Raw genomic sequence first — 26714 nt, 5'->3', positions numbered from 1 at the left:
TACTAGTACCTCGGCTTTCTGTCCATTATTTCTTGTAAAAATTGCAAATAGTGTTCATAGCGATAACTTTTAATACTGCCAGATTCATACGCCTCTTTCACAGCACATTTTGGCTCTTTTAAATGCAGGCACCCACGAAACTTGCATCGTTCTGATAGTTCATCCAATTCAGGAAAACAACGAGTTAATTCTTCCTTTTCAATCTCATCAAAATCAAAGGAGCTAAATCCGGGAGTATCTGCGATAAGGCCTCCCGCAATCTCAATTAATTCTACATGCCGTGTTGTATGTTTTCCTCGGCCAAGGGCTTCTGAAATAATGCCTGTCTTTAGGCCAAGTGCTGGCATAATAGAATTAAGCAGGGTTGATTTTCCAACACCAGATTGTCCAGCTAAAACTGTGGTTTTTCCTTGCAGCAATGGAGCCATTTTACTTAGTAATTCTGGATCTTCTTTATAGGTTTCCAAGATGGTGTAACCTATATTTTTGTAATCCTGCTCATATGATGCTATGTTTTCTTTTTCTTCTATCGATAACAAATCCGTCTTAGTTAAACAGATAATTGGATGGATGTGGAACGATTCCAACACAACTAAGAAACGGTCGAGCAGAAGCGAATTAAATGCCGGTTCTGTCGTTGAGAAAACGAGAATAGCCTGATCTATATTCGCAATCGGCGGACGGACGAGCTCATTTTTCCGGGAATCAATTGCTGTAATTGTGCCATCATTGTTGCCCTCTACCTCATATTCAACGTGATCACCCACAAGCGGCGTAATCCCTTTATTGCGGAAAACGCCTCGTCCGCGGCATTGAATTTGCTTCTCTCCATCCTTCACATAATAAAAACCACTTAATGCTTTTCGTATTTGGCCATTTGGCATACCATACCTCCTAATTCATCTCATTTATGCTATCCAATATTATGACAAATCATCATAAGAAACCGTTTCATCTATAATTACTTTATCATCCCGTATGATTCTGTATCGTGCTTGCTGGCCTTTTTCAACTTCAAATTGCAATCGTTTTTCCTGGGAGGAGAACAATTGAAATTCTTGGTAAACATCATCTATTTTATGCGATTTATCTTGAATATAAATACGTACTTGTTGCGGCTCGCCTTCACTCTCTTTTTCATAAGGGATGTTCACTGTTTTTACATATGTTTTTACAGGCTTTTCTTCAGGTCCTTTAGATAAAACTACTTCAATCGTACTACCGACAGCTAACGCTTCACCTGCTGAAGGAGATTGTGATATTACTTGACCCTTAGGAACATCATCTGAGTATTTTTCGCTGCCAATATGAATGTGGAATCCAGAGCTTTTAGCATAGGTATTAAGAGCTTCTTCGTCATAGCCGACGAGATTTGAAACATGTTCTTGTTCCTGCCCTTTGCTGACAATCAGTTTAATGGACGTATCACCTGGCACCACTTTCTTGCCTTCATCAATCGATTGCTTGATAATGATACCTTCCGTTTCGTCTGAATAGTCTTCCTCAACCTCAACATCTTTAAAACCTTGTCTTTCCAGAAGGTCCTTCACTTGGTCAATGTCTTTTCCCGTATAATTTGAGATCTCCACTTTTTTGGGCCCTTTACTAATGACAAGATCAATTTTCGTTCCCTTTGCTCTTTCATTATCTGGACCTGGGGAGGTCATAATAATATGGTTTCGTGTCACATCGTCCGAATTTTGTTTTGTTTTTTCACCGATTTCGAAACCTGCATTTTTCAAATTGGCAATTGCCTCATCTGTCTGTTGTTTGGAAACGTCAGGAATTGGATACCTTTTTTCATTGAACAAATCCGGAAAGACAAACAATAACGACAGTAGAATAAGCACAAGTGCAATGAGCAACCCGCTGAGAATCAACCATTTTCTTTTCTTCTTTTTCTGCTTCTTTTTAATTGGTTGTTCTGGTTCTTCTATCGCCTTGTCTCTGATAGGCATTGCCATTGTTTTTTGCAAATCTTTTTCTTCAACAGGTTCTTTAATGATTGGAATAACTTTTGTCATATCATGATCAATTGGAGTCTGAAATTTCGCTTCATGGCTTCTTTCATCAGAAAGGACTGTTTCTAAATCTTCCGCCATCTCCCACACTGATTGGTAACGGTGCACAGGGTCTTTGGCAGTTGCTTTTAGTACCACGTTTTCTAAACTTTGAGGGATCCCTGGCACAATTGCCCGTACAGATGGTGTTTCGGTTTGCAAATGTTTTAAAGCAATTGAGACCGCTGATTCTCCGGAAAATGGCAATTGACCTGTCAATAATTCATATAACAGGATTCCTAAAGAATAGATGTCCGATTTCTTAGTAGCTGTACCACCTCTTGCCTGCTCTGGTGATAAATAATGAACAGTTCCTAAAACTGAATTGGTACGTGTAAAAGAAGTATCTTCTAAAGCCATCGCAATACCAAAGTCTGTAATCTTCACATTACCTTCTTCATCCATCAAAATATTTTGTGGTTTGATATCTCGGTGGATAATTTGGTTTTGATGGGCATGAGCAATTGCTGAAGTTAATTGTTTCATGATTTGGACGCTTTTCGCTGCAGCTAACGGGGCATATTTTTGTATGTATTGTTTCAGTGTTTGCCCCTTCACATATTCCATTACCAGATAGTGCATATTGCCGTCCTCGCCAACATCATAAATGCTTACAATGTTCGGATGAGTAAGGCTAGTAGCAGAGAGCGCCTCTCTTTGAAACCGTCTTTGCATTTCTTGTTCATCATTAAAATTATAATGCAATATTTTAATAGCAACATCTCGGTCAAGAATCATATCATGAGCCAAGTAGACATTCGACATGCCTCCGCCGCCTATTACTTCTAAAATTTTATAGCGGCCGCTAATTCTTTTTCCAGCTAGCATGCTTACACCTCCTCATGGCTTTGCGATAAAAGGATTAGTGTAATATTATCTTCTCCGCCCAAATCATTTGCTAATTGGACGAGTTCGTCGCCTTTTTCTTCTAAAGTTGATGTATTCATCACAATGGTTTGCATCTCTTCATTTGTTAGTTTATTGCTTAAGCCATCCGAACAAATCAGCATATAGGTATCATCTATCATCTCAACTTGATAACTATCAGGTTCAATAGTAGATTCTGTTCCTAATGATTTCAAAATATAGTTTTTCTTCGGATGGCTCTTAGCTTCTTCTTCACTAATTTCCCCATTATCAACAAGTATGTTGACGTAAGAATGGTCCTTTGTGATTAAGCGGACTTCCTCAGATGATATTAAATACACACGGCTGTCTCCAACATGGGAAATAACAGCATTTGTATCTTTAAAGACAACAGCAATTAATGTGGTCCCCATTCCCTGGCAGCCTTCGTGTGTTAAAGAGTACTTATAAAGCGAGCTATTGATGCTTTTAACTGTTTCTTTTAACCAATCTTCTGTTTTTAAAGTAGTTTCAAAACTTGCGCCATCTGCTTCTATAAAGTACTCTTCTAATTGTTTAACAGCCATTTTGCTAGCAACATCCCCTGCATTATGCCCACCCATACCATCCGCTACAATAGCTAGCTGGTATGAGTCGGCGCGGGAGATGAATGCAGCACAATCTTCATTTAAAGCTCGTTTTCTTCCTATATCACTGACGATTGTATATCTCACTACAGATCACCTCATTAGTGGGTTGTTTCTTCTTTTCTCTCCTTCGCCCGCAATTGGCCACAAGCCGCATCAATATCCGACCCTTGTTCGCGGCGGATTGTTGCGTTAATACCATGATTTTTTAATGTTTTTTCAAAATCAAAGATCTTATTGCGCGGTGTTCTGACATAATCGCGTTCTGGTACATAATTGACAGGGATTAAATTCACGTGGCATTTAATACCTTTTATTAGTTTTGCTAATTCTTCCGCATGTGCAACAGTATCGTTGACGCTACCAAAAAGGCCATATTCAAAACTAATTCGACGACCCGTTTTTTCAGTATAATAACGTACTGCCTCCATTAATTCAGGCAATTTATATGCTTTTGCAATTGGCATTAATTGCTGACGCAACTCTTGGTTAGGCGCATGCAATGATAGTGCAAAGTTAATTTGCAATTGTTCGTCTGCAAATTTGTAGATTTTCGGAATAATGCCGCTTGTTGATACTGTGATATGTCTTGCGCCAATATTTAATGCTTTTTCATGGTTGATCACTTTTAAGAATTGCATCATAGCATCGTAGTTATCAAATGGTTCACCGATACCCATGATGACTACTGAGCTAACACGCTGGTCCTTTTCATCCAATGCTTGTTGTACCTTTACTACTTGTTCTACAATTTCACCAGGTAATAAATGGCGTTTTAATCCTCCCAATGTAGAAGCACAGAAAGAGCAGCCAATTCTGCAGCCTACTTGGGTTGTTACACATACTGAATTCCCGTAATCATGCGCCATTAATACAGTTTCGATGGAATATCCATCTTGCAATTGGAAAAGGAATTTAATAGTGCCGTCTTTGGATTCTTGCTTGATTAGTGTATTTAACGTACTAAAAGCAAATGCTTGCTGCAATTTATCACGCAAGCCTTTTGAAAGATTAGTCATCTCATCAAAACTTTTTACGCGCTTCACATAGAGCCATTCAAAAATTTGGGCTGCTCTAAAAGGCTTTTCACCGTTTTCTTTCAGCCAGTCTTGTAATTCGTCTGGTAATAGAGAATATATTGATTCGCGTAGCTGTGGTTTTTCTTTTTTTACTCTTGCTGTTTTTATTTCATGATCCATTAGTTTGTGGATCCTCCTTTTTTTCTAAAAGCCGCGACAAAAAAACCATCGCTGCCTAAATCTTGTGGAAAGACCTGTATCATGCCTTCCTCTTTCAATGGCGGAAACGCATCAGGTGCATTTTCAATTGGCGCTAGCTCCATATCTGGGTGCGCTTTTAAAAATGCAGCAACCGTCTCGTCGTTCTCCATTTTATCAATTGTACAAGTACTGTAAACCATTTTGCCTTGTTTTTTTAATAAAATATAGGCTGTATTTAATAATTCCAGCTGAATTTTTTGCAAAGACTCATGGTCGCTCTCATTTTTTGTATATTTTATATCCGGTTTCCGGCGTATGACGCCAAGACCACTGCATGGTGCATCTACTAAAATGCGATCGAATGACTCTTCACCAAATTGTTCTGCAGCTTTCCTGCCATCCAATACTGCTGGTTCAATAATGGATAAGCCTAAACGCGTTGCATTTTGATCGATCAAACGAATTTTATGTGCATGTAAATCTGTTGCTATAAGCTTGCCTTGATTGCTCATTTTTTCAGCTATATGTGTTGTTTTTCCACCTGGTGCTGCGCACATGTCTAATACTTTCATGCCTGGCGTAACATCGAGCGCATATGCAGGCAACATAGAGCTTTCATCTTGAATCGTAATTAAGCCCTCTTTGAAGGCGTTCGAGCGAGCTGCTTGTCCTTCTAAAATATGAAGGCATTCAGGTATTGCTTCACTCCGTTTGACTGAAAAGCCATCATCCCACAAACTGCGAAGTGCTTCTTCTACAGTCGCTTTCGCCGTGTTTACACGAACCGTTTGGTGTGGTGGCATATTATTTTCAAACAGCATTTCACCTGCTTTTTCTAATCCATAATCTTGAATATAACGGCGAACAAGCCATTCAGGATGGCTGGATTCAATCGACAATCTCAAAACATCATCCTCTATGAGTGTCGTATCACGGTATCCTTCTCTTAGTATAGAACGCAAAATGCCATTTACTGTTGCGCTGACACCTCCATGCCGTGCACGCCTCTTGGCGATTTCCACTGCTTCGTTGACAGCTGCATGATCAGGTATTTTTGTTAAATATACAATTTGATAGAGAGATAAGCGCAATAACCACCGTACCCAATTATCTAGCTTTCCTCTTACATATGGCTCCAAATAGTAATCAAGCGTCATCTTATGTTGGAGTGTGCCATACGTTATTTCTGTCAGGAGCCCGCGGTCTTTAGCATCAATTTTGTATTTTTCAATTGTTTGGTGTAGCAGCAAGTTGCTATAAGCTTGCTGCTGGTCTACAGCCAACAAAATAGAAAGGGCGGCATCGCGGACGTTACCGTCCCAAATAGCATTATTACTACTTTTTTTCTTACTCTTACTCATTCAAAAAGATCCCCAATCTGCAATTTTGAACCAACACCATTTAAGTAATTAACGGCTTCCATCTGTTTTTTACCCGCAGGCTGCAAGTCCAATATGTCAATGGCTTGTCCCTCTCCTGTAGCAACCGTAAAAGACTTTTTGCCAATCGCAATGACAGTGCCTGGTTTTTCAGTATGCGTAGCAGTTGATTTTTTAGCCCACCAAATTTTAACGTTTTGATTATCAAGGGTTGTATAGGCAATCGGCCAAGGATGCAGACCCCGTATTTGGTTATAAATCGCTGTACTGTTTTGTGACCAATCAATACGTTCTTGTTCACGAGAAATATTACGAGCAAATGACACTTTCGATTCGTCCTGTGGAATGCGCTCATTCGTCCCTTCTATGATAGAAGGCAATGTATCTTTTAATAAATCACGGCCGATAATGCTTAATTTATCGAAGAGTGTACCGGTTGTATCGTCTTCTTCTATTGGCATAGCTTGCTTTGCAATAATATCGCCGGCATCTAGTTTTTCTGCCATATACATAATGGTAACGCCTGTCTCTTTTTCACCATCTATTACCGCTTGATGGATTGGTGCACCGCCGCGATACTTCGGCAATAGTGATGCATGGACATTAATGCAGCCAAGTCTTGGCGTCTCAAGCAATTCTTTAGGCAAAAGCTGCCCGAATGCTGCTGTGACAATTAAATCAGGCTGTAGGTCAATAATCTGCTTTAGTTCTTCTGAACCTTTTAAACGTTCAGGCTGGATGACTGGCAACCCAAGTTCCACAGCCGCTTTTTTTACAGGTGGAGGCGTTAGGACCCGTTTGCGTCCGACTGGGCGATCTGGCTGTGTTACGACAGCTTGAATGCTATAGCCTTCTTCCTGAATCATACGCAAAATCGGAACAGAGAAGTCTGGCGTTCCCATAAATACAATCGATGTCACTCTTCTTCCTCCTCGTCTGCGTACATCTCTTCGATTTCTTCAAGCGTATACGTTTTAGTTATTTTTTGATCAAATAAAATGCCGTTTAAATGGTCTACCTCATGTTGGATGACGCGAGCATCATAATCATGTGCTTCTAGTTCATATAAGTCTCCATTTCGGTCTTGCGCCTCTACTTTTACGTATACCGGACGTTCCACATCGCCGTATACATCAGGGAAACTTAAGCATCCTTCAATATCCGTCTCCGTATCTTCTGATCTTGCAACAATAACCGGATTAATCAATTCGAGAACATCCCGTTCTTCTCCAAGTTCGACAACAGCCGCTTGAATACTTTTGTTCACTTGAGGTGCTGCAATTCCAACTCCATCATTTTCTACCATTGTTTCATACATATCATCTAAAAGCTGCGCTAGGTTATTATCAAATTGCGTAACTTCTGCTGCTTTTTTCTTTAAAATTTCTGCTGGGTTTTTAACTATCTCTAATAAGGCCATATTCTTTTCTCCGTTCTATCTATTAAATAACTGAAGGATCTAAATCAACTGTTAGCTGGATGCCTTTCTTAATCCAGTCCGTCCGATAAATCCGTATCAGTTGTTTTAACGTTTCGGTTAGGTTTGGTTCTTTTTTATATTTTATCAAACATTGATAGCGATATCGATTTTGAACGCGGCTTATAGAGGCAGGTGTAGGCCCAATTAGCCCGACTTGACTGGATAGCTTTAGCTTTAAAAAATCCATTGCCTTTCCTGCATATTCTGCTGCCAAGAGTACATCTTCATGTGTAACTTGGATAAGCGCTACAAAATAATAAGGAGGATAAGCGAATTGATGACGCATCATCATTTCTTGGTCATAGAATGGAGCATACTGTTGCTCTTTCGACAGCTGGACTGCGTAATGCTCCGGACTGTATGTTTGGACAATGACTTCACCAGGCAAATCATGCCGGCCTGCTCGTCCGCTTACTTGTGTAAGCAATTGAAAAGTCCGCTCTGCCGCTCGAAAGTCCGGTAAATTCAATGAGGTATCAGCACTTAATACGCCGACGAGGGTGATTTTTGGAAAATCCAATCCTTTAGCAATCATTTGCGTACCAAGCAAAATGTCTGCTTTTAAGTTCCCGAAGTCTTCTAATATCTTCTCATGTGCGCCCTTTTGCCTTGTTGTATCGACATCCATTCGAAGAACACGAGCTTCAGGAAATAGTTTATAAATTTCTGCTTCTATCTTTTGTGTACCTGTGCCAAAGAATCGAATATGTTCGCTATGGCATTCTGGACATTCTGTTGGAACATGTTCTTCATAACCACAGTAATGACACTTAAGCTTTTCAGAAGACCGGTGATATGTCATGGAAATATCGCAATTTTTGCATTGGACGACTGTTCCACAATCTCGGCAAAGCACAAAAGAAGAAAAACCTCTACGATTCAGAAACAATACCATTTGTTCTTTTTTCTTTAATCGATCTTCTATTGCTTCCATTAATGCACCTGAAAACATAGACCGGTTGCCATTATGGAGCTCTTCTCGCATATCAACCACTTCCACTTTCGGAAGAGATTGCTGTTTCGCTCTTTTTTCTAGCGTTAATAATGTATAGACATTTTTCTTTGCACGTGCAAACGATTCAAGGGAAGGGGTAGCACTTCCTAAAATAACCGGGCAATGATGATACTCACTGCGCCAAATTGCTATATCTCTTGCATGATAACGAGGCGTGTCTTCTTGTTTATACGTTGATTCATGTTCTTCATCTAGAATAATCAGGCCTAAATTTGTAAAAGGTGCGAAAACAGCTGACCTTGCTCCAACTGCTACTTTAACTTCTCCACGCCCAATTTTTCGCCATTCATCATATTTTTCACCCTTTGACAATCCGCTGTGCATTACTGCAACCAAATCGCCAAAGCGAGCCCTGAAGCGTTCTGTCATCTGTGGTGTCAAGGATATTTCAGGTACCAATACAATGGCTTCTTGTCCCCTATTAATCGCTTCCTGAATCGCCTGCAGATATACTTCCGTCTTGCCGCTTCCTGTGATGCCATGCAATAAATAGGTTGTTGCTTGACGTGATTTTACAGAATGTAAAATTTCTTTCAAGGCTACTTCTTGTTCATCTGTTAAGGCTAGAGGAATTGAACCCTTCACTTCTTTTGAAAATGGATCACGATACACTTCCTCTTGGAAATATGTGGCCGCTCCTTTTTCAATAACCGCATTTACAACCTGTGGCGTCACGCTCACCGTTTCACATATTTCATTAGGAGTAAATTCCTCTCCCACATGCAAAGCCATCCATTCTACGACTTGCCGCTGTTTTTTAGCTCGTAGAGGGATACTTTCAGAGATCTCTTGCAATCTCTCATAATTGCTTGCTATTTTGACTTTGCGGACTTCTTTCACATTGCCTTGTTGTTTGACAACTGTTTTTTGCTCTACATACCCATTCTTCATACAAGACTTAAGCACTCTTAATAGATTGGCACTTTCTACTTTTTTATAAGGAATGACCGTTTTATTTCCGAATAGCTGCTGCAGTTCCTCTGGCAGATAAGTAGGATCTACTTTTAGAAGGATTGTTTTTTCATATTTCGCACGCAATGCGGATGGGAGCATAACTTGCAGAGCATCAATTTCATAACACAGCGTATGGTCTGTCATCCATTTAGCCAGCTCTAGCATTTCATTCGTTAAAATGGGCTCGATATCTAACAGTTCGGCAATGGGTTTAAGCTTGTCCTTTGGTACATCACTTTCACTTTGTAAAGCTGTAATAAATCCCAGAACATTTCTTTTGCCAAATGGTACTTTTACACGGCAGCCAACCTCGACTAGCTCTTGTAATTCTTCAGGCACTTTGTAATCAAAAGGCCGGTCGACAGGATATGCGGACACATCCACTATTACTTGCGCAATCATGTTAGGGTAATATCATTATTACCACTACCTTTCTATTGTTGAAATTAGCGGTTATGGTTATTTTACAGCTATCAAGCTTGAGTAATTTTTAATTCCACAATCCTTGCCTTTTTAATATAGTTTCAAACAATTTTAAAGCAAGCTCTTCTTTCGGAAGTTGTGAGAAGTTTACTTGATAGTCATTATTTCCGACAAGCGTAACTGTATTTCGATCTGTCCCAAATCCGCGGTCTGTTTTTGATACATCATTGGCTACAATATAATCGGCGTTCTTTTTTTCTAATTTACCTTTAGCATAATTGATGACATCATTCGTTTCAGCTGCAAAACCAATCAATAATTGGTGCTGTTTTCGTTCACCTAATGTCAAAAGAATATCGGTTGTCCGTTCTAATTCTATCTTTGAATCGCCTGGCTGCTTTTTCATCTTGCGGGAAAAAGTTTCTTTCGGTCGATAGTCTGCCACAGCTGCAGTTTTAACAACAATATCCGCTGTATCATACTCTTTTAGGATGGCTTGCAGCATTTCTTCAGCGCTTTCTACTGGTACTACTTGAACTCCCTTTGGAGGATCTATTGAAACAGGACCAGAAACCAAGATCGTTTGTGCTCCCAATTTCGCTGCAGCCGCCGCCATTGCATATCCCATTTTCCCGCTTGAAAAATTCGTCAGAAAACGAACAGGGTCAATTCTTTCTCGTGTAGGGCCTGCAGACACTACCACTTTCTTTCCTTTTAAAGGCAAGTGTTTTGGCATGAAATAACTTTCTACCAGTGCAACAATTTTCTCTGGTTCTTCTAATCGTCCTTTTCCAACATAGCCACATGCAAGATAACCTTCATCCGGTTCAATCCATTGGTAACCATCCTGTGTAAGTGTTTCTACATTGCGCTTTACAGCTGGATGATCATACATATGTACATTCATAGCAGGGGCTATCCACACTTGCCCTGTTGCTGCAAGTAATGTTGTTGTCACCATATCATCCGCTATACCATTTGCCAGTTTACCAATAGTGTTGGCTGTAGCCGGCGCTACGATGATCAGATCTGCCCAATCTGCTAAATCAATATGGGCTATCACATTTGAATCCTTTTCATCAAACGTATCCGTATAAACATCATGTTTAGACATTACTTGAAAGCTGAGTGGCGTTACAAATCGTGTAGCAGATTCTGTCATGATGACTTTTACATGTGCACCCTTCTGGGTTAATTTACTAACAAGAGCAACAGCTTTATAAACGGCAATGCCGCCAGTAACACAAAGTAAGATTTTTTTATTTGAAAGCATTTTTCTCTTCCTTTCAAAACACAAGCCCCCAAAGAAAGTTTTCCCTGGGAGCTGCGGCTGTTAATAGATCGTATGAATTAAAGAAGCCATATTTTCAACCTATATCATTCGGTTGTCGGGAAAATGTTTCGGAATACAAATTTTATGTATCCAATCATCCTAATTACATAGGATGCCCGAATAGATGCTTATACTTCGTCTTCGTAAATTTTTGTTTCGTCTTGTTCCTCTTTTGTTAAGACGCCTGCAGCTACTTCTTCAAGCGCTTTCCCAACATTTTTGTGAGAAACATATCTCATTAGTAAATTTGGGCTTCCTTCCTGCATAGAGCGCGCTCTTTTAGCGGCAAGACTTACAAGTGAATATTTAGAATCAATTTTCGTTTTTAAAACGTCAACAGATGGGTATAACATCGTTTATTCTCCTCTCAACATAGCTAGGTATTGTTTTTCCACACGCTCGCGTCGGCAATGCTCTGCTAGTACAATCGCATTGATACGGTCACAAGCTAATTGTACTTCATCATTTTCCACAACATAATCATACAAATTCATCATTTCTAATTCTTTATTTGCAGCGGCTATGCGTGTTGCAATCACTTCTTCCGTTTCTGTGCCACGGCCGACTAAGCGGTCCTGCAACTCTGAAAGGCTTGGTGGCGCAAGGAAAATAAATAAGCCATCCGGCACTTTTTCGCGTATTTGCGCTGCTCCTTGTACTTCAATCTCAAGAAACACATCGCGGCCCGCATCAAGTGTAGCATTTACATAATCAATTGGCGTGCCGTAATAATTCCCCACATAATTGGCGAATTCAAGCAGTCTGCCTTGTTCAATTAATGTTTCAAATTCTTCTTTGCTCTTAAAGAAATAATCCACACCATCGACTTCACCCTCGCGCGGTTTGCGCGTAGTCATAGAAATCGAGTATTCATAATTAGTATCCGGCTGTGAAAACAGTTCTTTACGAACAGTGCCTTTGCCTACGCCCGATGGACCTGATAAGACAATTAGTAATCCACGTTCTTTTCTCATAACTCTCCCTCATGTTTCAAAAAAATAATCATACAATAATCCAAGCCACTATTCAATATTTTGAACCTGCTCACGCATTTTCTCAAGAATTGACTTAGCTTCAACAACCGCGCTTGCTACTTCAGCTGATTGGTTTTTAGCACCAATCGTATTAATCTCCCGGTTCATCTCTTGCATTAAGAAGTCTAATTTTCGGCCAATTGCAGCTTCATCTCTTAAGGTTTCATCCACCTGTTTTAAATGGCTACTTAAACGGTCAATTTCTTCAGCTATATCCGCTTTTTCTGCAAATACAGCCACTTCCATCAGAACACGCTCTTCAACATGGTCAGCTTGGCAAATTTCTTGAATACGAGCCAAGAGTTTAGAACGATACTTTTCCACAGCCATCGCAGATCCTTTCTGTATAATCGTAATCTGCGCTTCTAGCTTTGCTTTTAAACGTCGAACTGCTTCTAATAATTCTAAACCTTCTCTTTGCCTCATTCCAACTAGAACAGAAGCAGCTTCCTCAGTTGCAAGCTCGATGGCTGCTAAGACCTCTTCTTTAGACAGTTCCTTTGTTTTTACCGTGACGACTTCTTCTAAGCCTAATATCTCAGCCATAGACCACTGCTTTGTAAGCGGAAGCTTGCTGCTAAGCTCCTCTTGCGCCTCAATATATGCATTGACTAATGGCCAATTAATATGTATTGATTGACCAAGTGGTTCCATTTCTTTCACATTTACGGATACATCGAGTTTTCCTCTTGCTACTTTTGTAGAGAGTAGCTTCTTTGCAAATACTTCTGCTTCCGTCCACTCTTTTGGAAATCTCGTTGAAATTTCCAAGAAACGATGATTTACCGAGCGGATTTCCACGGTCAACTGCAATTGTTCCGTTGTTGTGACACCCCTGCCAAAACCAGTCATACTTCGAACCAAGGCCCGTCACATCCTTCTTTGCATTCTATCTAATAAGTATAGCACAAGAAATAAATCTTGCGTACATTGACTAGTAGAGAAGTTTTAAATAATATATCATTCTAAAAACCTCTAATGGCTGAAACTAATTGTTTTAACTCATAGAAAAACCGAACACTCTGTAAAGTAAAATCTCACATTTGTCCGGCTCTTCTTTTTATCATTATTCTATTGAAGCTCAAATAAATTGCTTGGTAGGACCTACCTACTCTTGTTTCTCCTTAATCTTTATTCAATAGATTTCCTAAATTGTTTTCTACATTACGTCTTAATGCCTTTCCAAATAGTCCATCTATCCTTTTCAGTAATAGAATTATTAGTTGTACTATTGATTTGGTCTTTAATGTATACCGCAAGCTCATCTACTTGTTCGTCGTTCAGTTCATAGAGAATGGAACGACCTGTTCGATTCTTAATATCTTTCATTAAATCATCGAGGTATTGATAAACTTTTCTAGTTTCCCATAAACTATATTCTTCGATAGGATGGAAACCATTTTCTTTAAGGAATTGCATCACATCATGACTCGGGTATCTTCTAGAAATTTCTTTATCAATCAAACTTGGATACTTCTCAAAAAAGTATCCTCTTATATTAGTGGCGCTGCCTTTCAGAAGACAATCCTCTGGCGTTCTGTCTTGAATAAGGAAGACACCACCTGGTTTTAGCAATCGATATCCCTCTTGAAAACACGCATTTAAATCATCAATATGATGTATGACTGCTCTTTCTAAGATAATATCATATTGCTCATCAGCCAATTTTGTATCTAAAGCATTTCCTAATTTGAAATTTATATTATCATAGTCCCTGCAGTTTTCTTTTGCCGTATGTAATAGCTGTTCTGAAAAATCTAAACCCGTAACTTCTGCAGCCCCCATCTTGGCCAATGCTTTTGTATAAATTCCTCCGCCACACCCAATATCTAAAACCTTTTTACCTTTCACTTCACATATTTCATTCACTTTATCTATCCACGTATGATCCGCTTCTCTAGTAGAATATGTAAAGCGATTAGCCGGTTTATTAAAATCTATTGCCATAAAAAAATACCCCCTTCATTCTCACTCATCTCTGATTTCAGAAAAGCACCCTCAGTTTTATATTCTAGAAAAGCTTCAGCTATCCCTTTTTTGTATTTTCTTTTATGGCCTATTGAGCATATAAATAGGCTCCATAAATTCATATTGCCTTTAAAAAATGTTAAGATAGAACAAAACGTGTTGAAAGAGGAATACCATATGGCATATGACGGTTTATTTACATTAGCGATGACCAAAGAATTACAAAAGCTGACGACAGGTCGCATCGCAAAAGTGCATCAACCGAATGCACAAGAAGTAATTCTAACAATCCGGGCAAATGGAAAAAACCATAAACTATTATTTTCAATCCATTCATCATACGCCCGTGTCCATTTAACGGACCAATCAGTAGAAAATCCATCTGAACCGCCAATGTTTTGCATGCTCTTACGCAAACATATTGAAGGCGGAATTATCGAATCTATTCGCCAAATTGACGGCGACCGAATCATCGTCTTTACAATTACAAGTAAAAATGAAATTGGCGATCGTATCACAAGAGAATTAATTGCAGAAATCATGGGAAGGCATAGTAATCTTATTTTAATAGAAAAAGAGTCGCACAAAATTGTGGATAGTTTAAAACACTTGCCACCTTCCCTGAATAGTTACCGTACAGTGCTTCCTGGTCAAGCCTATATTGCACCACCGCCGCAAGATAAAGTAAATCCAACAGAGACGGATGCAGTAGCATTACATTCATTCTTTGAGACGGAGAAAACAGCACAAGACATCGTTCAGCATTTCACAGGCTTTTCTCCACTTCATGCGAAAGAGTTCTTATATCGTATAGAGAAAAATCATGACGTTGCCGCCGATTACTTTAACTCCTATATTGAATCGTTCCAGCATGGTGGCGACCAGCCTACATACGTAGAGGCTAATGGTAAAATTCATTTTTCGCCAACGGCCTTAACACATCTAGATGGCAGGTCTACATCATTTGATACATTAAGCTCATTGTTAGATCGTGTTTTCTTTGCAAGGGCTGAACGAGATCGCGTCAAACAACAGGCAGGCGATTTAGAACGTTGGCTGCAAAACGAAGTGAACAAGTTAAAGTTAAAACTAAAAAAACTGCAAAAAGATTTGCAGCAGGCAACACGGCTGGACCAGTATCAACTATATGGCGAGTTGCTAATGGCGAACATCTATAATTTTGATAAAGGCGCAAAAGAAATCACCGTTGAAAATTATTATGATGAAAATCAAGCAGCTGTCACTATACCTTTAAACGAACGAAAAACGCCTATTGAAAATGCGCAAAACTACTATACAAGATATAACAAAGCAAAAAATGCGCTTATTATGATTCAAGAACAAATTGACAAGACAAATGATGACATTACGTATTTTGAAATGCTGTCTCAACAAGTGCAGCAAGCATCTCCTCATGACATTGAAGAAATCCGCGAAGAGTTAGCAGAGCAAGGATTTATGAAAATGCGTGCGAACAAACGAAGAAAAAAACCAACGAAACCAATGCCGGAAGATTTTATTTCTTCCACTGGTATACGCATTTCAGTCGGCAAAAATAATAAACAAAATGACTACCTGACCTTTAAAGTCGCCAAAAAATTTGAAATATGGATGCATACAAAAGACATCCCAGGCTCTCACGTTGTTATACATGATGCCGACCCAGATGAAGAAACAATAAGAGAAGCGGCAACATTATCAGCTTATTTTAGTAAAGCTCGCGAATCTTCATCCGTTCCTGTTGATTATACGGAAGCTCGCCATGTTAAAAAGCCAAATGGTTCAAAACCTGGTTTTGTCATCTACTTTGAACAAAAAACTATTTTTGTTACACCAGATGAAGAGCTTGTTATGAAATTGAAAAAAGACTAATTAGTAAAGAACCGTCTGGCTCCTCAGCTGGCGGTTCTTTTTTCTCTACCTAATTCCTTCTTATTAATTATGACAATGCAATAACAGTATCATTCATAATATAATAATTAATTCCTACACAATCACTAGTCTGTCTCCAACCAACTTGCTTCAGGTTGCCCAGATTCATTGCTAATACCTTTTGCTACTCCTATAAAGCCAATAACTGAGCCAATCACCTCAATCCACCAACCGATTGTATTGATTGTTTCGCTATCTTCTCCTCTAAGTGTTTTTATTCCCGCAAGAGCAACCATGGAGTATCCAACTGTTTCTAAAAAGCTACCATATATTTCATATAAAGACAGGGGAGTTGGTTCCTCTTCTAGTGCCGCCACAAAGGAAAGACCCCCACCAGTTGCCTCAGTAAGAGATTCTTGAATCTCCAACTTTATCCTATCTTCTTCGTTTGCCGTTGCAACAATGGCTATTATTGTGATTAGATTACCAATTACTTTTAGCTGTATACCCAATTTACCTAACGAATATTGTTTGATACTATCTGCTACTAAAGCTCCTCCCGTAGCTTGTAAAGTTCCTCCGACTAACTCAAGTGAGGTTGATGCCTCTTCACTTTTTATAATTAATGGCGTGTTTCCAATTGCTGCGATTGTTGTCCCTATTGTATTTATTAAAGATCCGAATAACGCTTGTATTTGATTGTCCAATTCTCCCCTCCTTCTAAAGCATCTTACTTGTATATAATGCAGAACAGATGAATTACAGCAGGGTCATGGCCTTTACAGTGTTAAGATTTTTTGATTGGATACAATAATCACGTAAAAGTAATACAAAAAGACTGCAAACAAAATTTAGATTTGTCTACAGTCTGCATAAGCCTACTACAATATTTCTATAGCTAGTTCTATTAAAGCTTTCCTTCCTTTAAATCAGCATGCCATTGAAGCAGTCCTGGAATATCAGATGATTGGATTTCCTGGTTCTCTTTCGCTGTTTCAACTAATGTTTCAAAGTTAGTCAGACTTTTGTACGGTACGCCTGCTTCTTTGAAATTCTCATCTGCTCGGTTCAACATGTATGAATACACAGAGACAACCCCTATGACTTCTGCCCCCTCACGTCTAAGTGCTTCTACTGCATTAATGCTTGAACCACCAGTAGAAATAATATCTTCTACAACAACAACTTTTTGTCCTCTATGTAGTTTCCCTTCGGTTTGGTTGCCTTGTCCGTGCCCTTTTGGCTTAGAACGAACATAGACCATCGGCAAATCTAGAAGATCACTTACCCATGCAGCATGTGGAATGCCTGCTGTGGCGGTCCCCGCAACTACTTCTGCCACTGGGAAGTTCTCCTGAATTAACTGTGCCAGTCCCCTAGCAATAGTCTTTCGTACGTTTGGATAAGAGATGGTTAGACGCGTATCACAATAGATTGGTGATTTAATGCCAGATGCCCATGTAAAAAGGTTGGTTGGATTGATGGAAACAGCCCCTGCCTTCAACATACCTTGCGCTACTTCTTTTTGAATTGTCATTGTCATATTATTGTCCTCCCCATTGCTCTAAAACCGTATGATAGCTTTCTACTGTATTCACACTTTGCGTGATCGCTCTGCCTACGACAATATGTGTCGATCCTTTTTCTCTTGCAACTGCTGGTGTGGCAATACGTTTTTGGTCATGCGCTTCGCCGCCTTCTAAACGAATACCAGGTGTGACTTTTAAGAATTCTTTGCCGCAAGCTTCTTCGATTGCCTTTGCTTCCAAAACAGAGCAAACAACACCATCAAGGCCTGCATCTTTTGTTAGAAGTGCATAATTCAACACTGATTCCTCAAGCGTTGTCATGATTTTTTGCTCTTTTTGCATTTCTTCTTCCGTTGTAGAAGTGAGTTGTGTAACAGCGATTAGTAGAGGTCTCTTTTTTCCAACTGGAGTTCCTTCTTGCAACCCCTCAAGTGCTGCTTTCATCATCTCACTACCGCCCGCAGCATGTACATTTACCATATCAACGCCTAATCTTGCTAACCCGCGCATAGCTGATTTGACTGTGTTTGGTATATCGTGCAATTTTAAATCCAGGAAAATTTCATGTCCTAAATCTTTTATATTTTTTATTATTGAACTACCTTCTTGTAAAAAAAGTTCTAGACCTATTTTCACATAAAGAGGTTCATTATATTGTTCTAAAAAGGTAAAAACGTCTTCTTCCCCTGGGAAGTCTAAGGCAATAATAGGCTTATCTGTCATTTAACGATGGCTCCTTCCAATCAAATCTGTTAATTTGCTGTACCCTATCTCATCTAGTTTTTGAGGAAGTTCTTCGATTATTTTCGGACAAACAAATGGGTCCACAAAGTTTGCTGTTCCTACTCCGACAGCACTCGCTCCGGCTGATAGAAAATCAATAGCATCCTCAGCGTTTGTTACGCCACCCATGCCAATAATCGGAATCGAAATTTCTTTACTGACTTCATAAACCATTCGAATCGCCACAGGCTTCACTGCAGGGCCCGAGAGTCCACCTGTACCATTGGCAATAATAGGCTTGCCAGTTGAAGGATGCAGGCGCATGCCAATTAGTGTATTAATCATTGTGATTCCATCTGCCCCACTTGCCTCTACTTCTTTGGCAATCTCAACTATATTCGTGACATTAGGTGAAAGCTTAACATAAACAGGAACTTCAGAAACAGCCTTTACTGCTGCAGTCAACTCACCTGCTGTTTTGGCATCGGTGCCGAATTGAATACCTCCACATTTTACATTGGGGCAAGAGATATTTAGTTCAAGCGCTTTCACATTTTTGGCGGTTGATATTCTTTCTGCAACCGCTACATAATCGGTCATTTCTGTGCCAGCAACATTCGCAATAATGGGCACATCAAATTGTTCAAGCCATGGAAGTTCATGCTCCATCACATGCTCCAAGCCTGGATTTTGCAGACCAATAGCATTCAGCATACCTGATGACGTTTCAGCCACACGCGGCGTAGGATTTCCTCTTCTAGTCTCCAGTGTTGTTGCTTTAATCATGATTGCACCTAATGTTGATAAATCGTATAAATTTGCAAACTCTTGGCCAAAGCCGAAGCACCCGGAAGCTGGAATGATCGGGTTTTTCAATGATAAACCCGGAAGTTCTACTTGAAGGCGGTTCATAGTGCTACAACTCCTCTCTTAAATACGGGCCCATCGCTGCATACTTTCAAATAATCTTGCGACACACCGTCGGTCGTTTCGCACACGCAGGCATAGCAAGCACCAATTCCACATCCCATGCGCTCTTCGAAAGATAGAAATCCTAATTTATCAGGATACGTTTGTTCAATCGCTTTTAGCATTGGCGTAGGGCCGCAACTGTAGAAAACGTTAAATTCAGGTTTCTCTTGCATTAATAAATCTGTTACAAACCCTTTTGAGCCGTAGCTTCCATCCGCTGTAACAATATGTGTTTCACCAAGAGCCTTAAATTGTTCTTCATAAAAAACATCACCGATTGACTGGAAACCAAGGACATGGATCGTGCGTACACCTTTTTGCTGTAATCTAGATGCCAATTCATAGAGCGGTGGCACACCAATACCTCCCCCGATCAGCAATGCCGTTTCACCAGAGTTGCAAGCATCTAGTGGAAATCCATTTCCTAATGGTCCTAGTACGTCCACCATATCCCCTGTCTGCTTTAAAGAGAGCAGCTGTGTTCCTCTTCCTCCTGCACGATATAGCAATGTACATTCTAAGTTTTCTTGGTCTATTGAACAAATGCTAATTGGTCTTCTGAGCAGAGGTTCATAACTATCTGACACTCGAATATGCACAAATTGGCCAGGGTTTCTCATTTCATTTACAAGCTGGCCATGCAAGACCAGCTCATAAATATTTGTTGCTATAGATCGATGATGAATGACTTTCATTTTTTCTTGTTGAATCATAAGGACACCTCTAACTCTGCTTTTGGCATTGCTGTTGCTGTAAAAGTCATAGATTCTATGACTTGGAGAATAGCTGTTGCTGTATCTAGTGATGTGAAGCTAGGTATACCATTTTCTACTGCTTCACGGCGAATTCTAAAACCGTCTCGCTCAGGCTGTTTTCCTTTTGTCAGTGTATTAATGACTAACTGAGCCTCTCCATTTTGGATGACGTGAAGTAGCGTTTTCTCGCTTGATCCGATTTTATCCACAACGGTTGATTGAATCCCTGCACTTTCCAGCGTCTTTGCTGTCCCTGGTGTGGCAAGGATTGAGTAACCTACTTTCACAAATCGTTCAGCCAGTTCTACCGCCTCTGCTTTATCTTTATCTGCCACAGTCATCAAGACGGAACCATGATCGGCTATTTTCATTCCTGCTGCTACAAAGCCTTTATATAACGCTTTTTCTAATGTGCTGTCTTTCCCCATTACCTCGCCTGTAGATTTCATTTCAGGTCCTAATGTGGTATCGACACGACGAAGTTTTGCAAAGCTAAACACCGGCACTTTTACAAACACACCATTTTTAGAAGGTGCAAGCCCTTCTTTATAACCTTGCTCAATAATCGACTCTCCTAGGATTGCTTTTGTCGCAACATTGGCCATAGGGATATTTGTAATCTTGCTCAAGAAAGGAACTGTTCTTGATGCACGTGGGTTAACTTCAATTACATAGACCACATCTTTAGAAATGACATATTGAATATTCATTAAGCCTTTGATCCCCAAACCTTTTGCTAAACGTGTCGTGTAATCTACTAATGTATCAATATGCTTTTGGGCTAAGTTTTGCGGCGGATAAACGGCAATCGAATCTCCTGAATGCACTCCAGCACGTTCAATATGTTCCATGATGCCTGGAATGAGCACGTTTTCTCCATCACAAATGGCGTCTACTTCAATCTCGCTTCCAGTCAGATATCTATCTATCAATACAGGATGTTCTGGTGAAGCTTCAACAGCATTTTCCATATAATGCTTTAGTTCTTTGCTGTTGTACACGATTTCCATCGCTCGACCACCAAGCACATAAGATGGACGCACAAGGACTGGGTACTCTATTTCCTCTGCAATGGCTACAGCCTCATGCGAATTGGTTGCTGTTTTCCCTTTCGGTTGAGGAATTCCTAATTCATGCAGTGCTTCCTCAAAACGGTCTCGTGATTCTGCTCTGTCAATCGAATCGAGTGTGGTACCTAGTATCTTAACGTCTCTCTCTTCTAATTGCTCTGCCAGATTAATTGCCGTTTGGCCCCCAAATTGGACTACCACCCCTAGTGGCTGTTCTAGATCAATAATGTGCATGACATCCTCAATCGTTAGCGGCTCAAAGTATAGTTTATCTGAGACCGAAAAGTCTGTTGATACGGTTTCCGGGTTTGAATTTATAATGATTGCTTCATATCCTGCTTCTTGTATAGCCCACACCGAGTGCACAGTTGCATAATCGAATTCCACACCCTGTCCAATGCGGATGGGTCCTGAACCGAGTACGATGACAGATTCACGTTTTGACCGTATTGATTCATTCTCAGAACCGTATGTCCCATAGAAGTAGGGTGTTTCTGATTCGAATTCCGCCGCGCATGTATCTACCATCTTATAGACCGGTAGGATACGGTTTTCTTTGCGGTAATCATATACTTCTCTCTCTGTCATGCCCCAGAGCCTTGCGATTATTTCATCTGCAAAACCCATTGTTTTAGCTTTTTTGAGTACCTCTTCATTTTGTGGGTTTTCTTTTATCACTTTTTCATAGTCAATGATATTCTTCAATTTATGAAGGAAGAAAAGATCGATCTTGCTCCAATCATGAATTTGCTCGATTGTTATGCCACGTCTTAAAGCTTCACCTATAAAGAATAACCGCTCGTCTCCTGCTTTTGTTATCCGTTTTTCGATCAGTTCATCCGTTAAATCATCTGCATTTTTTAATTCTATATGTTTCTGGCCTGTCTCCAATGAGCGCACAGCTTTTAAAATGGCTTCTTCAAAGGTGCGACCAATTGCCATAACTTCTCCAGTTGCTTTCATTTGAGTCCCTAAGTTTCGCTTAGCTGTTTCAAATTTGTCGAAAGGAAAGCGCGGAATTTTTGCCACGATATAATCTAGTGCTGGCTCGAAGCACGCATATGTTCTACCTGTCACAGGATTAATCATCTCATCGAGAGTTAATCCAACTGCAATTTTTGCCGCCAGTTTTGCAATAGGATATCCTGTTGCTTTAGAAGCAAGAGCTGATGATCTAGAAACTCGAGGATTAACCTCGATAATGTAGTAATTGAAACTGTATGGATCCAGTGCTAACTGAACATTGCAGCCTCCTTCAATACCGAGTGCACGGATAATTTTCAGCGATACATTTCGCAGCATATGGTACTCACGGTCCGATAATGTTTGAGAAGGTGCTACAACGATTGAATCTCCTGTATGTATACCGACAGGGTCCACATTTTCCATGTTGCAAACAACGATGGCATTGTCCTTTGAATCACGCATCACTTCATATTCAATTTCTTTGTATCCTGCAATCGATTTTTCAAGCAGGCACTGTGTAACAGGTGAATATTTTAGGCCTGACGCTACAGTTTCTTTCAATTCCTGATCATCATGGCAGATGCCGCCGCCTGTACCACCTAATGTAAAGGCAGGGCGAACAATAATGGGATAACCTATACGGCTGGCAAATGTGTAAGCTTCTTCTAATGTATGTACGATTTCTGATTCGGGCGTTGGAACACCAAGTTCTTGCATAAGACTGCGAAATAGATCGCGGTCTTCCGCTTGGTTGATTGCTTCTAACTTTGTCCCCAAAATTTCTATGCTAAGTTCATCTAATATGCCTGACTTATGCAGTTCAATTGCCATATTCAAACCAGTCTGGCCACCAAGCGTCGGTAGAATTGCATCTGGACGTTCTTTACGTAGGATGCGTGATACGAACTCTAACGAAATAGGCTCGATGTAAACAGTGTCAGCAATCTCTGTATCCGTCATAATTGTTGCCGGGTTGGAGTTGATGAGGATTACTTTATACCCCTCTTCTTTTAATGCCAAGCAAGCTTGTGTACCTGCATAGTCAAATTCTGCAGCTTGACCGATAATAATGGGACCTGAACCGATTACTAGGATGGATTGAATGTCATGGCGTTTAGGCATGTTGCAATTGCTCCTCTCTCGTACTGTTGTTCATTAGCTCGATAAATTCGTCAAACAGGTGGTTGGGATCTTCTGGACCAGGTGAAGCTTCAGGATGAAATTGCACTGTGAATACTGGATATTTTTTGTGGCGCATTCCTTCGCATGTGCCGTCATTTAATGCAATATGCGTTACTTCTAAGTCTGTGTCTTGAAGTGAATCCATATCAATCGCGAATCCATGGTTTTGCGATGTAAGCTCTGTCCGTCCCGTTCTTAAATCTTTGACAGGATGATTTGCACCTCGATGGCCAAATTTCAACTTAAATGACTTAGCTCCAGATGCAAGTCCGAAAAGCTGATGGCCCAAGCAAATACCGAACATTGGTACTTTACCGATTAGTACTTTTATCGTTTCGATAGCTTCAGGAACATCCATTGGATCTCCAGGACCATTAGATAGCATGATTCCATCTGGCTGATAGGCCATTATTTCTTCTGCACTTGTGTTATAAGGTACAACTATCACATCACAATCTCGCTTATTTAGCTCGCGCAGTATCCCGTGCTTCATTCCAAAATCGATTAACACGACACGTTTACCACGACCTGGAGATGGATACGCCTTTTGTGTTGAAACTTGTGCAACTTGATTCGTTGGAAACTTTACAGCGTTAAGCCATTCTATTATTTCCTCAAGATTGATTTCTTCTCCAGCTTTTGAAAGATAGCCTTTGACAGCACCTTCCTTACGAATCAGGCGTGTCAGTTTTCTTGTATCAATCCCTTGAATACCTGGAATGCCTTTCATTTTTAGGTATTCATCCAATGTTCCTTCATTGCGAAAGTTTGAAGGTACTGTTGCCAATTCGTGGATAACAAAACCTTTGATTGCAGGCGAGATGGCTTCAAAGTCATCTCGATTAATCCCGTAGTTGCCAATTAAAGGGTAAGTCATGGTCACAATCTGTCCGCAAAAAGATGGATCTGAAATCGTTTCTTGGTAGCCGGTCATTCCTGTTGTAAACACGACTTCACCAGCTGATTCTGTTTCACTGCCGAAAGCAATGCCTTCAAAAACTTCGCCCGATTCTAAGATCAGTTTTCTTTTTAGCATGAGCCATCCTCCCAAACAATTTTGCCTTCACACATTGTAAGCATTGGCCATCCTGTTGCTTTCCAGCCGTTAAACGGGGTGTTTCTTCCTTTAGACAGAAACTCTTCTGCATCGATTGTTTTCTCGTTTTCGATATCAATTAAGACTAGATCCGCTGATTCACCGATTCCAAGTGTGCCATATGGCAAGTTGAATAGTTGAGCTGGTTTTACGGTCATCCAGTCAATCAACTGGCGCAATGTCCATTTTCCTGTTTTCACAAATTGTGTGTATAAAAGAGGAAATGCTGTTTCGAAGCCAACAATTCCAAATGGTGCTCCTACCATACCGCAACATTTTTCCTCTTTTGTATGAGGCGCATGGTCCGTTGCTATACAATCGATAGTGCCGTCTAATAGTCCTTCATGTAGAGCCAGCCAATCCTCGTTAGCACGAAGTGGCGGATTCATCTTCCAGTTAGCATCATCGCTTGGAATATCCATCTCTTCTAAAAGTAGGTGATGTGGGCAAACTTCCGCTGTTACGTGGATTCCTGCTGCTTTGGCATCCCGCACTACGCGTACAGATTCTTTTGTGGATACATGGCATACGTGGTAATGCGCGCCTGCAGCCTCAGCAAGCAATACATCTCGTGCAATTTGAACAGACTCGCAAATAGAAGGAATACCAGGCAATCCTAATTCTAAATTGCGTTTACCTTCATGCATTACTCCATCATAAATCAATGAGTTGTCTTCACAATGTGCAACTACAGTCATATTGAGAGCAGCTGCATCCTTCATTTGTTCATACATCGTTCTAGCTTCTTGGATGCCTACTCCATCGTCTGAAAATGCTACAGCCCCATGTGCCTTCAGCGCTTTTAAATCTGTGCGAACATCACCCGATTGATCAACAGTTAATGAACCATAAGGCAGAACACGCACGATCGCGCTCTGCTCAATTAATCCATTAATCATCGCTAAATTCTCAATTGAGTCCGGAACTGGCTTGGTATTTGGCATCGCACAAATGGTCGTAAAGCCGCCCTTTGCAGCTGAGAGAGAACCTGTTTCAATGGTTTCTTTATGTTCGAAGCCTGGTTCTCTCAAATGTACGTGGACATCCACAAAACCAGGTGATGCCATATATCCTTTCCCATCTATTATTTCATCTGCCTGCACATTTAATTTCTCACCTACTGCTGCAATCTTTCCATCTTCAATGAATATTTCCCCTGCATAAAGATTTCCGTTCTTATCTACTAACTGCAAATTTTGAAGTAACACTGTCATTGTATTTTCTCTCCTTTAAGATAGTTTCTAAGATTGCCATTCGAATATAAACTCCGTTATTTACCGCTTCGAAAATCCGTGAACGTTCACACTCTACTAGGTCGGAATCAATTTCTACTCCGCGGTTGAAAGGAGCAGGGTGCATAATAATCGCATTGTTTTTCATCATACTTTCTCTTTCCACTGTCAAGCCGTATTGTTGATGATAGTTTTCCGTGCTGTATCCTTCATATGTAACATTTCGTTCGTTTTGGACCCGTAGCAACATAATCACATCACTTGTTTTATGCAGATCGCCCCATTCATTATTCGCTTCTGGGAATTCTCCTTGCCATTGTTCTGGGCAAACTAATTGTACGTTTGCACCTAATCTTTTAAGTGAAATCATATTGGATTTTGCTACGCGGCTATGTGAGATGTCTCCTACTATTGTGATATTTAAGCCCTTGAATCGGCCAAACTCTTTAAAGATAGTATAGAGATCGAGTAGAGATTGTGATGGATGTTGTCCGGTTCCGTCTCCACCATTGATGATTGGTATATTAATTCCCGGCAAGAGGTCTTCATAGTAAGCATCTTGGTTATGGCGAATGACAACTGCGTCGATTCCCATAGATTCTAATGTTTTCACCGTATCGTAAAGCGTTTCACCTTTCAGTGTGCTTGAGAAACCTGATTCAAAAGGTATCACTGTGGCGCCTAGTTTGCGCTCAGCTATTTCAAAACTTACCTTTGTTCTTGTACTTGGTTCAAAGAAGAGGTTGGCAACCATTGCATTCTGTGCAAGCTGTGGTTTGGCTCCAGCCTCAAGCTCAGCTGCTCGTGTTAAAATTTCCTCAATTTGTTGTATTGATACTTGCTCCATCGATAATAAGTTTTTCATCATTTTGCCTCCTAGTTTTGTATTAAACTAAAAGCCTCCTTGTAATTTCAAGGAGGCTTTTGAAGGATATGACAAAATAAGCTTGTATACTAT

23 protein-coding genes are annotated in these 26714 nt (G+C 40.2%); 1 reads left to right on the top strand and 22 read right to left on the bottom strand.

Annotated features, from left to right (window positions below):
• Positions 1-2 precede the first annotated feature (2 nt).
• The 13 genes from rsgA to F0527_RS03890 all read right to left on the bottom strand — a co-directional run bounded on the left by rsgA (position 3) and on the right by F0527_RS03890 (position 14338).
• Positions 3-884: a ribosome small subunit-dependent GTPase A gene (gene rsgA / locus F0527_RS03950; RefSeq protein ID WP_150283877.1), complete on the bottom strand. Its 882-nt coding sequence runs from the start codon at positions 882-884 to the stop codon at positions 3-5.
• 39 nt (positions 885-923) lie between these two features.
• Positions 924-2888 carry a Stk1 family PASTA domain-containing Ser/Thr kinase gene (gene pknB / locus F0527_RS03945; RefSeq protein WP_150283876.1) on the bottom strand — a complete coding sequence of 655 codons (1965 nt, stop codon included), beginning with the start codon at positions 2886-2888 and terminating at the stop codon, positions 924-926.
• A 2-nt stretch (positions 2889-2890) separates the two neighbouring features.
• Entirely contained in the window at positions 2891-3640 is a 750-nt protein-coding gene (locus tag F0527_RS03940; RefSeq protein WP_150283875.1) for a Stp1/IreP family PP2C-type Ser/Thr phosphatase, read from the bottom strand.
• 14 nt (positions 3641-3654) lie between these two features.
• The gene (gene rlmN, locus F0527_RS03935) at positions 3655-4752 is read right to left on the bottom strand and encodes a dual-specificity RNA methyltransferase RlmN (protein ID WP_066785305.1); all 1098 of its coding nucleotides are present in this window, start codon (positions 4750-4752) and stop codon (positions 3655-3657) included.
• Positions 4752-6134 (bottom strand): 16S rRNA (cytosine(967)-C(5))-methyltransferase RsmB, encoded by a 1383-nt coding sequence (rsmB, locus tag F0527_RS03930; RefSeq protein ID WP_150283874.1) that lies wholly within the window; start codon positions 6132-6134, stop codon positions 4752-4754. Before rsmB ends, rlmN begins: the two co-directional genes overlap by 1 nt.
• The gene (gene fmt, locus F0527_RS03925; RefSeq protein ID WP_150283873.1) at positions 6131-7072 is read right to left on the bottom strand and encodes a methionyl-tRNA formyltransferase; all 942 of its coding nucleotides are present in this window, start codon (positions 7070-7072) and stop codon (positions 6131-6133) included. Before fmt ends, rsmB begins: the two co-directional genes overlap by 4 nt.
• Positions 7069-7572, bottom strand: coding sequence for a peptide deformylase (gene def / locus F0527_RS03920; RefSeq protein ID WP_150283872.1), 504 nt, complete (start codon positions 7570-7572; stop codon positions 7069-7071). Before def ends, fmt begins: the two co-directional genes overlap by 4 nt.
• A gap of 22 nt (positions 7573-7594) precedes the next feature.
• On the bottom strand, positions 7595-10003 hold the full coding sequence (gene priA / locus F0527_RS03915) for a primosomal protein N' (RefSeq protein ID WP_150283871.1): 2409 nt from the start codon (positions 10001-10003) through the stop codon (positions 7595-7597).
• A gap of 88 nt (positions 10004-10091) precedes the next feature.
• Positions 10092-11297 (bottom strand): bifunctional phosphopantothenoylcysteine decarboxylase/phosphopantothenate--cysteine ligase CoaBC, encoded by a 1206-nt coding sequence (coaBC, locus tag F0527_RS03910; protein ID WP_150283870.1) that lies wholly within the window; start codon positions 11295-11297, stop codon positions 10092-10094.
• Positions 11298-11485: 188 nt separating this feature from the next.
• Positions 11486-11710, bottom strand: coding sequence for a DNA-directed RNA polymerase subunit omega (rpoZ, locus tag F0527_RS03905; protein ID WP_066785285.1), 225 nt, complete (start codon positions 11708-11710; stop codon positions 11486-11488).
• Positions 11711-11713: 3 nt separating this feature from the next.
• Complete coding sequence (gene gmk / locus F0527_RS03900; protein WP_066785282.1) at positions 11714-12331, bottom strand: guanylate kinase; 618 nt, start codon at positions 12329-12331, stop codon at positions 11714-11716.
• Between the two features lie 48 nt (positions 12332-12379).
• Complete coding sequence (locus F0527_RS03895; RefSeq protein WP_150283869.1) at positions 12380-13255, bottom strand: YicC/YloC family endoribonuclease; 876 nt, start codon at positions 13253-13255, stop codon at positions 12380-12382.
• 300 nt (positions 13256-13555) lie between these two features.
• Positions 13556-14338, bottom strand: a complete 783-nt coding sequence (locus F0527_RS03890) for a class I SAM-dependent methyltransferase (protein WP_150283868.1) — start codon at positions 14336-14338, stop codon at positions 13556-13558.
• Positions 14339-14536: 198 nt separating this feature from the next.
• Between F0527_RS03890 and F0527_RS03885 the strand changes: the two genes are divergently transcribed.
• Positions 14537-16231 (top strand): Rqc2 family fibronectin-binding protein, encoded by a 1695-nt coding sequence (locus F0527_RS03885; protein WP_150283867.1) that lies wholly within the window; start codon positions 14537-14539, stop codon positions 16229-16231.
• 125 nt (positions 16232-16356) lie between these two features.
• On the opposite strand, the gene F0527_RS03880 is transcribed toward F0527_RS03885, so the two are convergent.
• The 9 genes from F0527_RS03880 to F0527_RS03840 all read right to left on the bottom strand — a co-directional run bounded on the left by F0527_RS03880 (position 16357) and on the right by F0527_RS03840 (position 26621).
• Positions 16357-16938, bottom strand: a complete 582-nt coding sequence (locus F0527_RS03880; RefSeq protein WP_150283866.1) for a DUF6944 family repetitive protein — start codon at positions 16936-16938, stop codon at positions 16357-16359.
• A gap of 200 nt (positions 16939-17138) precedes the next feature.
• Positions 17139-17768, bottom strand: a complete 630-nt coding sequence (gene pyrE, locus F0527_RS03875; protein ID WP_066791833.1) for an orotate phosphoribosyltransferase — start codon at positions 17766-17768, stop codon at positions 17139-17141.
• A 7-nt stretch (positions 17769-17775) separates the two neighbouring features.
• Complete coding sequence (gene pyrF, locus F0527_RS03870; protein WP_150283865.1) at positions 17776-18483, bottom strand: orotidine-5'-phosphate decarboxylase; 708 nt, start codon at positions 18481-18483, stop codon at positions 17776-17778.
• The gene (locus F0527_RS03865; protein ID WP_066785265.1) at positions 18484-19395 is read right to left on the bottom strand and encodes a dihydroorotate dehydrogenase; all 912 of its coding nucleotides are present in this window, start codon (positions 19393-19395) and stop codon (positions 18484-18486) included.
• Positions 19392-20168, bottom strand: coding sequence for a dihydroorotate dehydrogenase electron transfer subunit (locus F0527_RS03860; protein WP_150283864.1), 777 nt, complete (start codon positions 20166-20168; stop codon positions 19392-19394). The genes F0527_RS03865 and F0527_RS03860 overlap by 4 nt, the downstream gene beginning before the upstream one ends.
• Entirely contained in the window at positions 20165-23368 is a 3204-nt protein-coding gene (gene carB, locus F0527_RS03855) for a carbamoyl-phosphate synthase large subunit (protein WP_150283863.1), read from the bottom strand. The genes F0527_RS03860 and carB overlap by 4 nt, the downstream gene beginning before the upstream one ends.
• A complete protein-coding gene (locus F0527_RS03850; RefSeq protein ID WP_150283862.1) occupies positions 23361-24464 on the bottom strand; it encodes a carbamoyl phosphate synthase small subunit in 1104 nt (367 codons plus the stop codon). The genes carB and F0527_RS03850 overlap by 8 nt, the downstream gene beginning before the upstream one ends.
• Positions 24458-25738, bottom strand: coding sequence for a dihydroorotase (locus F0527_RS03845; protein WP_150283861.1), 1281 nt, complete (start codon positions 25736-25738; stop codon positions 24458-24460). Before F0527_RS03845 ends, F0527_RS03850 begins: the two co-directional genes overlap by 7 nt.
• Complete coding sequence (locus tag F0527_RS03840; protein WP_066785255.1) at positions 25701-26621, bottom strand: aspartate carbamoyltransferase catalytic subunit; 921 nt, start codon at positions 26619-26621, stop codon at positions 25701-25703. The genes F0527_RS03845 and F0527_RS03840 overlap by 38 nt, the downstream gene beginning before the upstream one ends.
• Between the last annotated feature and the right edge of the window lie 93 nt (positions 26622-26714).

It is taken from the genome of Rummeliibacillus sp. TYF-LIM-RU47 (genome assembly GCF_008638315.1).
Lineage (GTDB): Bacteria > Bacillota > Bacilli > Bacillales_A > Planococcaceae > Rummeliibacillus > Rummeliibacillus stabekisii.
Note: the sequence above shows the minus strand (reverse complement) of the source record. Positions and strands in the feature narration are given on the sequence as shown.

Bases quoted from the DNA above. Each gene is read 5' to 3' on its own strand.
- rsgA (WP_150283877.1), bottom strand. From the start codon at position 884: ATGCCAAATGGCCAAATACGAAAAGCATTAAGTGGTTTTTATTATGTG.
- pknB (WP_150283876.1), bottom strand. From the start codon at position 2,888: ATGCTAGCTGGAAAAAGAATTAGCGGCCGCTATAAAATTTTAGAAGTA.
- rlmN (WP_066785305.1), bottom strand. From the start codon at position 4,752: ATGGATCATGAAATAAAAACAGCAAGAGTAAAAAAAGAAAAACCACAG.
- rsmB (WP_150283874.1), bottom strand. From the start codon at position 6,134: ATGAGTAAGAGTAAGAAAAAAAGTAGTAATAATGCTATTTGGGACGGT.
- def (WP_150283872.1), bottom strand. From the start codon at position 7,572: ATGGCCTTATTAGAGATAGTTAAAAACCCAGCAGAAATTTTAAAGAAA.
- priA (WP_150283871.1), bottom strand. From the start codon at position 10,003: ATGATTGCGCAAGTAATAGTGGATGTGTCCGCATATCCTGTCGACCGG.
- coaBC (WP_150283870.1), bottom strand. From the start codon at position 11,297: ATGCTTTCAAATAAAAAAATCTTACTTTGTGTTACTGGCGGCATTGCC.
- rpoZ (WP_066785285.1), bottom strand. From the start codon at position 11,710: ATGTTATACCCATCTGTTGACGTTTTAAAAACGAAAATTGATTCTAAA.
- gmk (WP_066785282.1), bottom strand. From the start codon at position 12,331: ATGAGAAAAGAACGTGGATTACTAATTGTCTTATCAGGTCCATCGGGC.
- F0527_RS03890 (WP_150283868.1), bottom strand. From the start codon at position 14,338: ATGGCAATAGATTTTAATAAACCGGCTAATCGCTTTACATATTCTACT.
- F0527_RS03885 (WP_150283867.1), top strand. From the start codon at position 14,537: ATGGCATATGACGGTTTATTTACATTAGCGATGACCAAAGAATTACAA.
- pyrE (WP_066791833.1), bottom strand. From the start codon at position 17,768: ATGACAATTCAAAAAGAAGTAGCGCAAGGTATGTTGAAGGCAGGGGCT.
- pyrF (WP_150283865.1), bottom strand. From the start codon at position 18,483: ATGACAGATAAGCCTATTATTGCCTTAGACTTCCCAGGGGAAGAAGAC.
- F0527_RS03865 (WP_066785265.1), bottom strand. From the start codon at position 19,395: ATGAACCGCCTTCAAGTAGAACTTCCGGGTTTATCATTGAAAAACCCG.
- F0527_RS03860 (WP_150283864.1), bottom strand. From the start codon at position 20,168: ATGATTCAACAAGAAAAAATGAAAGTCATTCATCATCGATCTATAGCA.
- carB (WP_150283863.1), bottom strand. From the start codon at position 23,368: ATGCCTAAACGCCATGACATTCAATCCATCCTAGTAATCGGTTCAGGT.
- F0527_RS03850 (WP_150283862.1), bottom strand. From the start codon at position 24,464: ATGCTAAAAAGAAAACTGATCTTAGAATCGGGCGAAGTTTTTGAAGGC.
- F0527_RS03845 (WP_150283861.1), bottom strand. From the start codon at position 25,738: ATGACAGTGTTACTTCAAAATTTGCAGTTAGTAGATAAGAACGGAAAT.
- F0527_RS03840 (WP_066785255.1), bottom strand. From the start codon at position 26,621: ATGAAAAACTTATTATCGATGGAGCAAGTATCAATACAACAAATTGAG.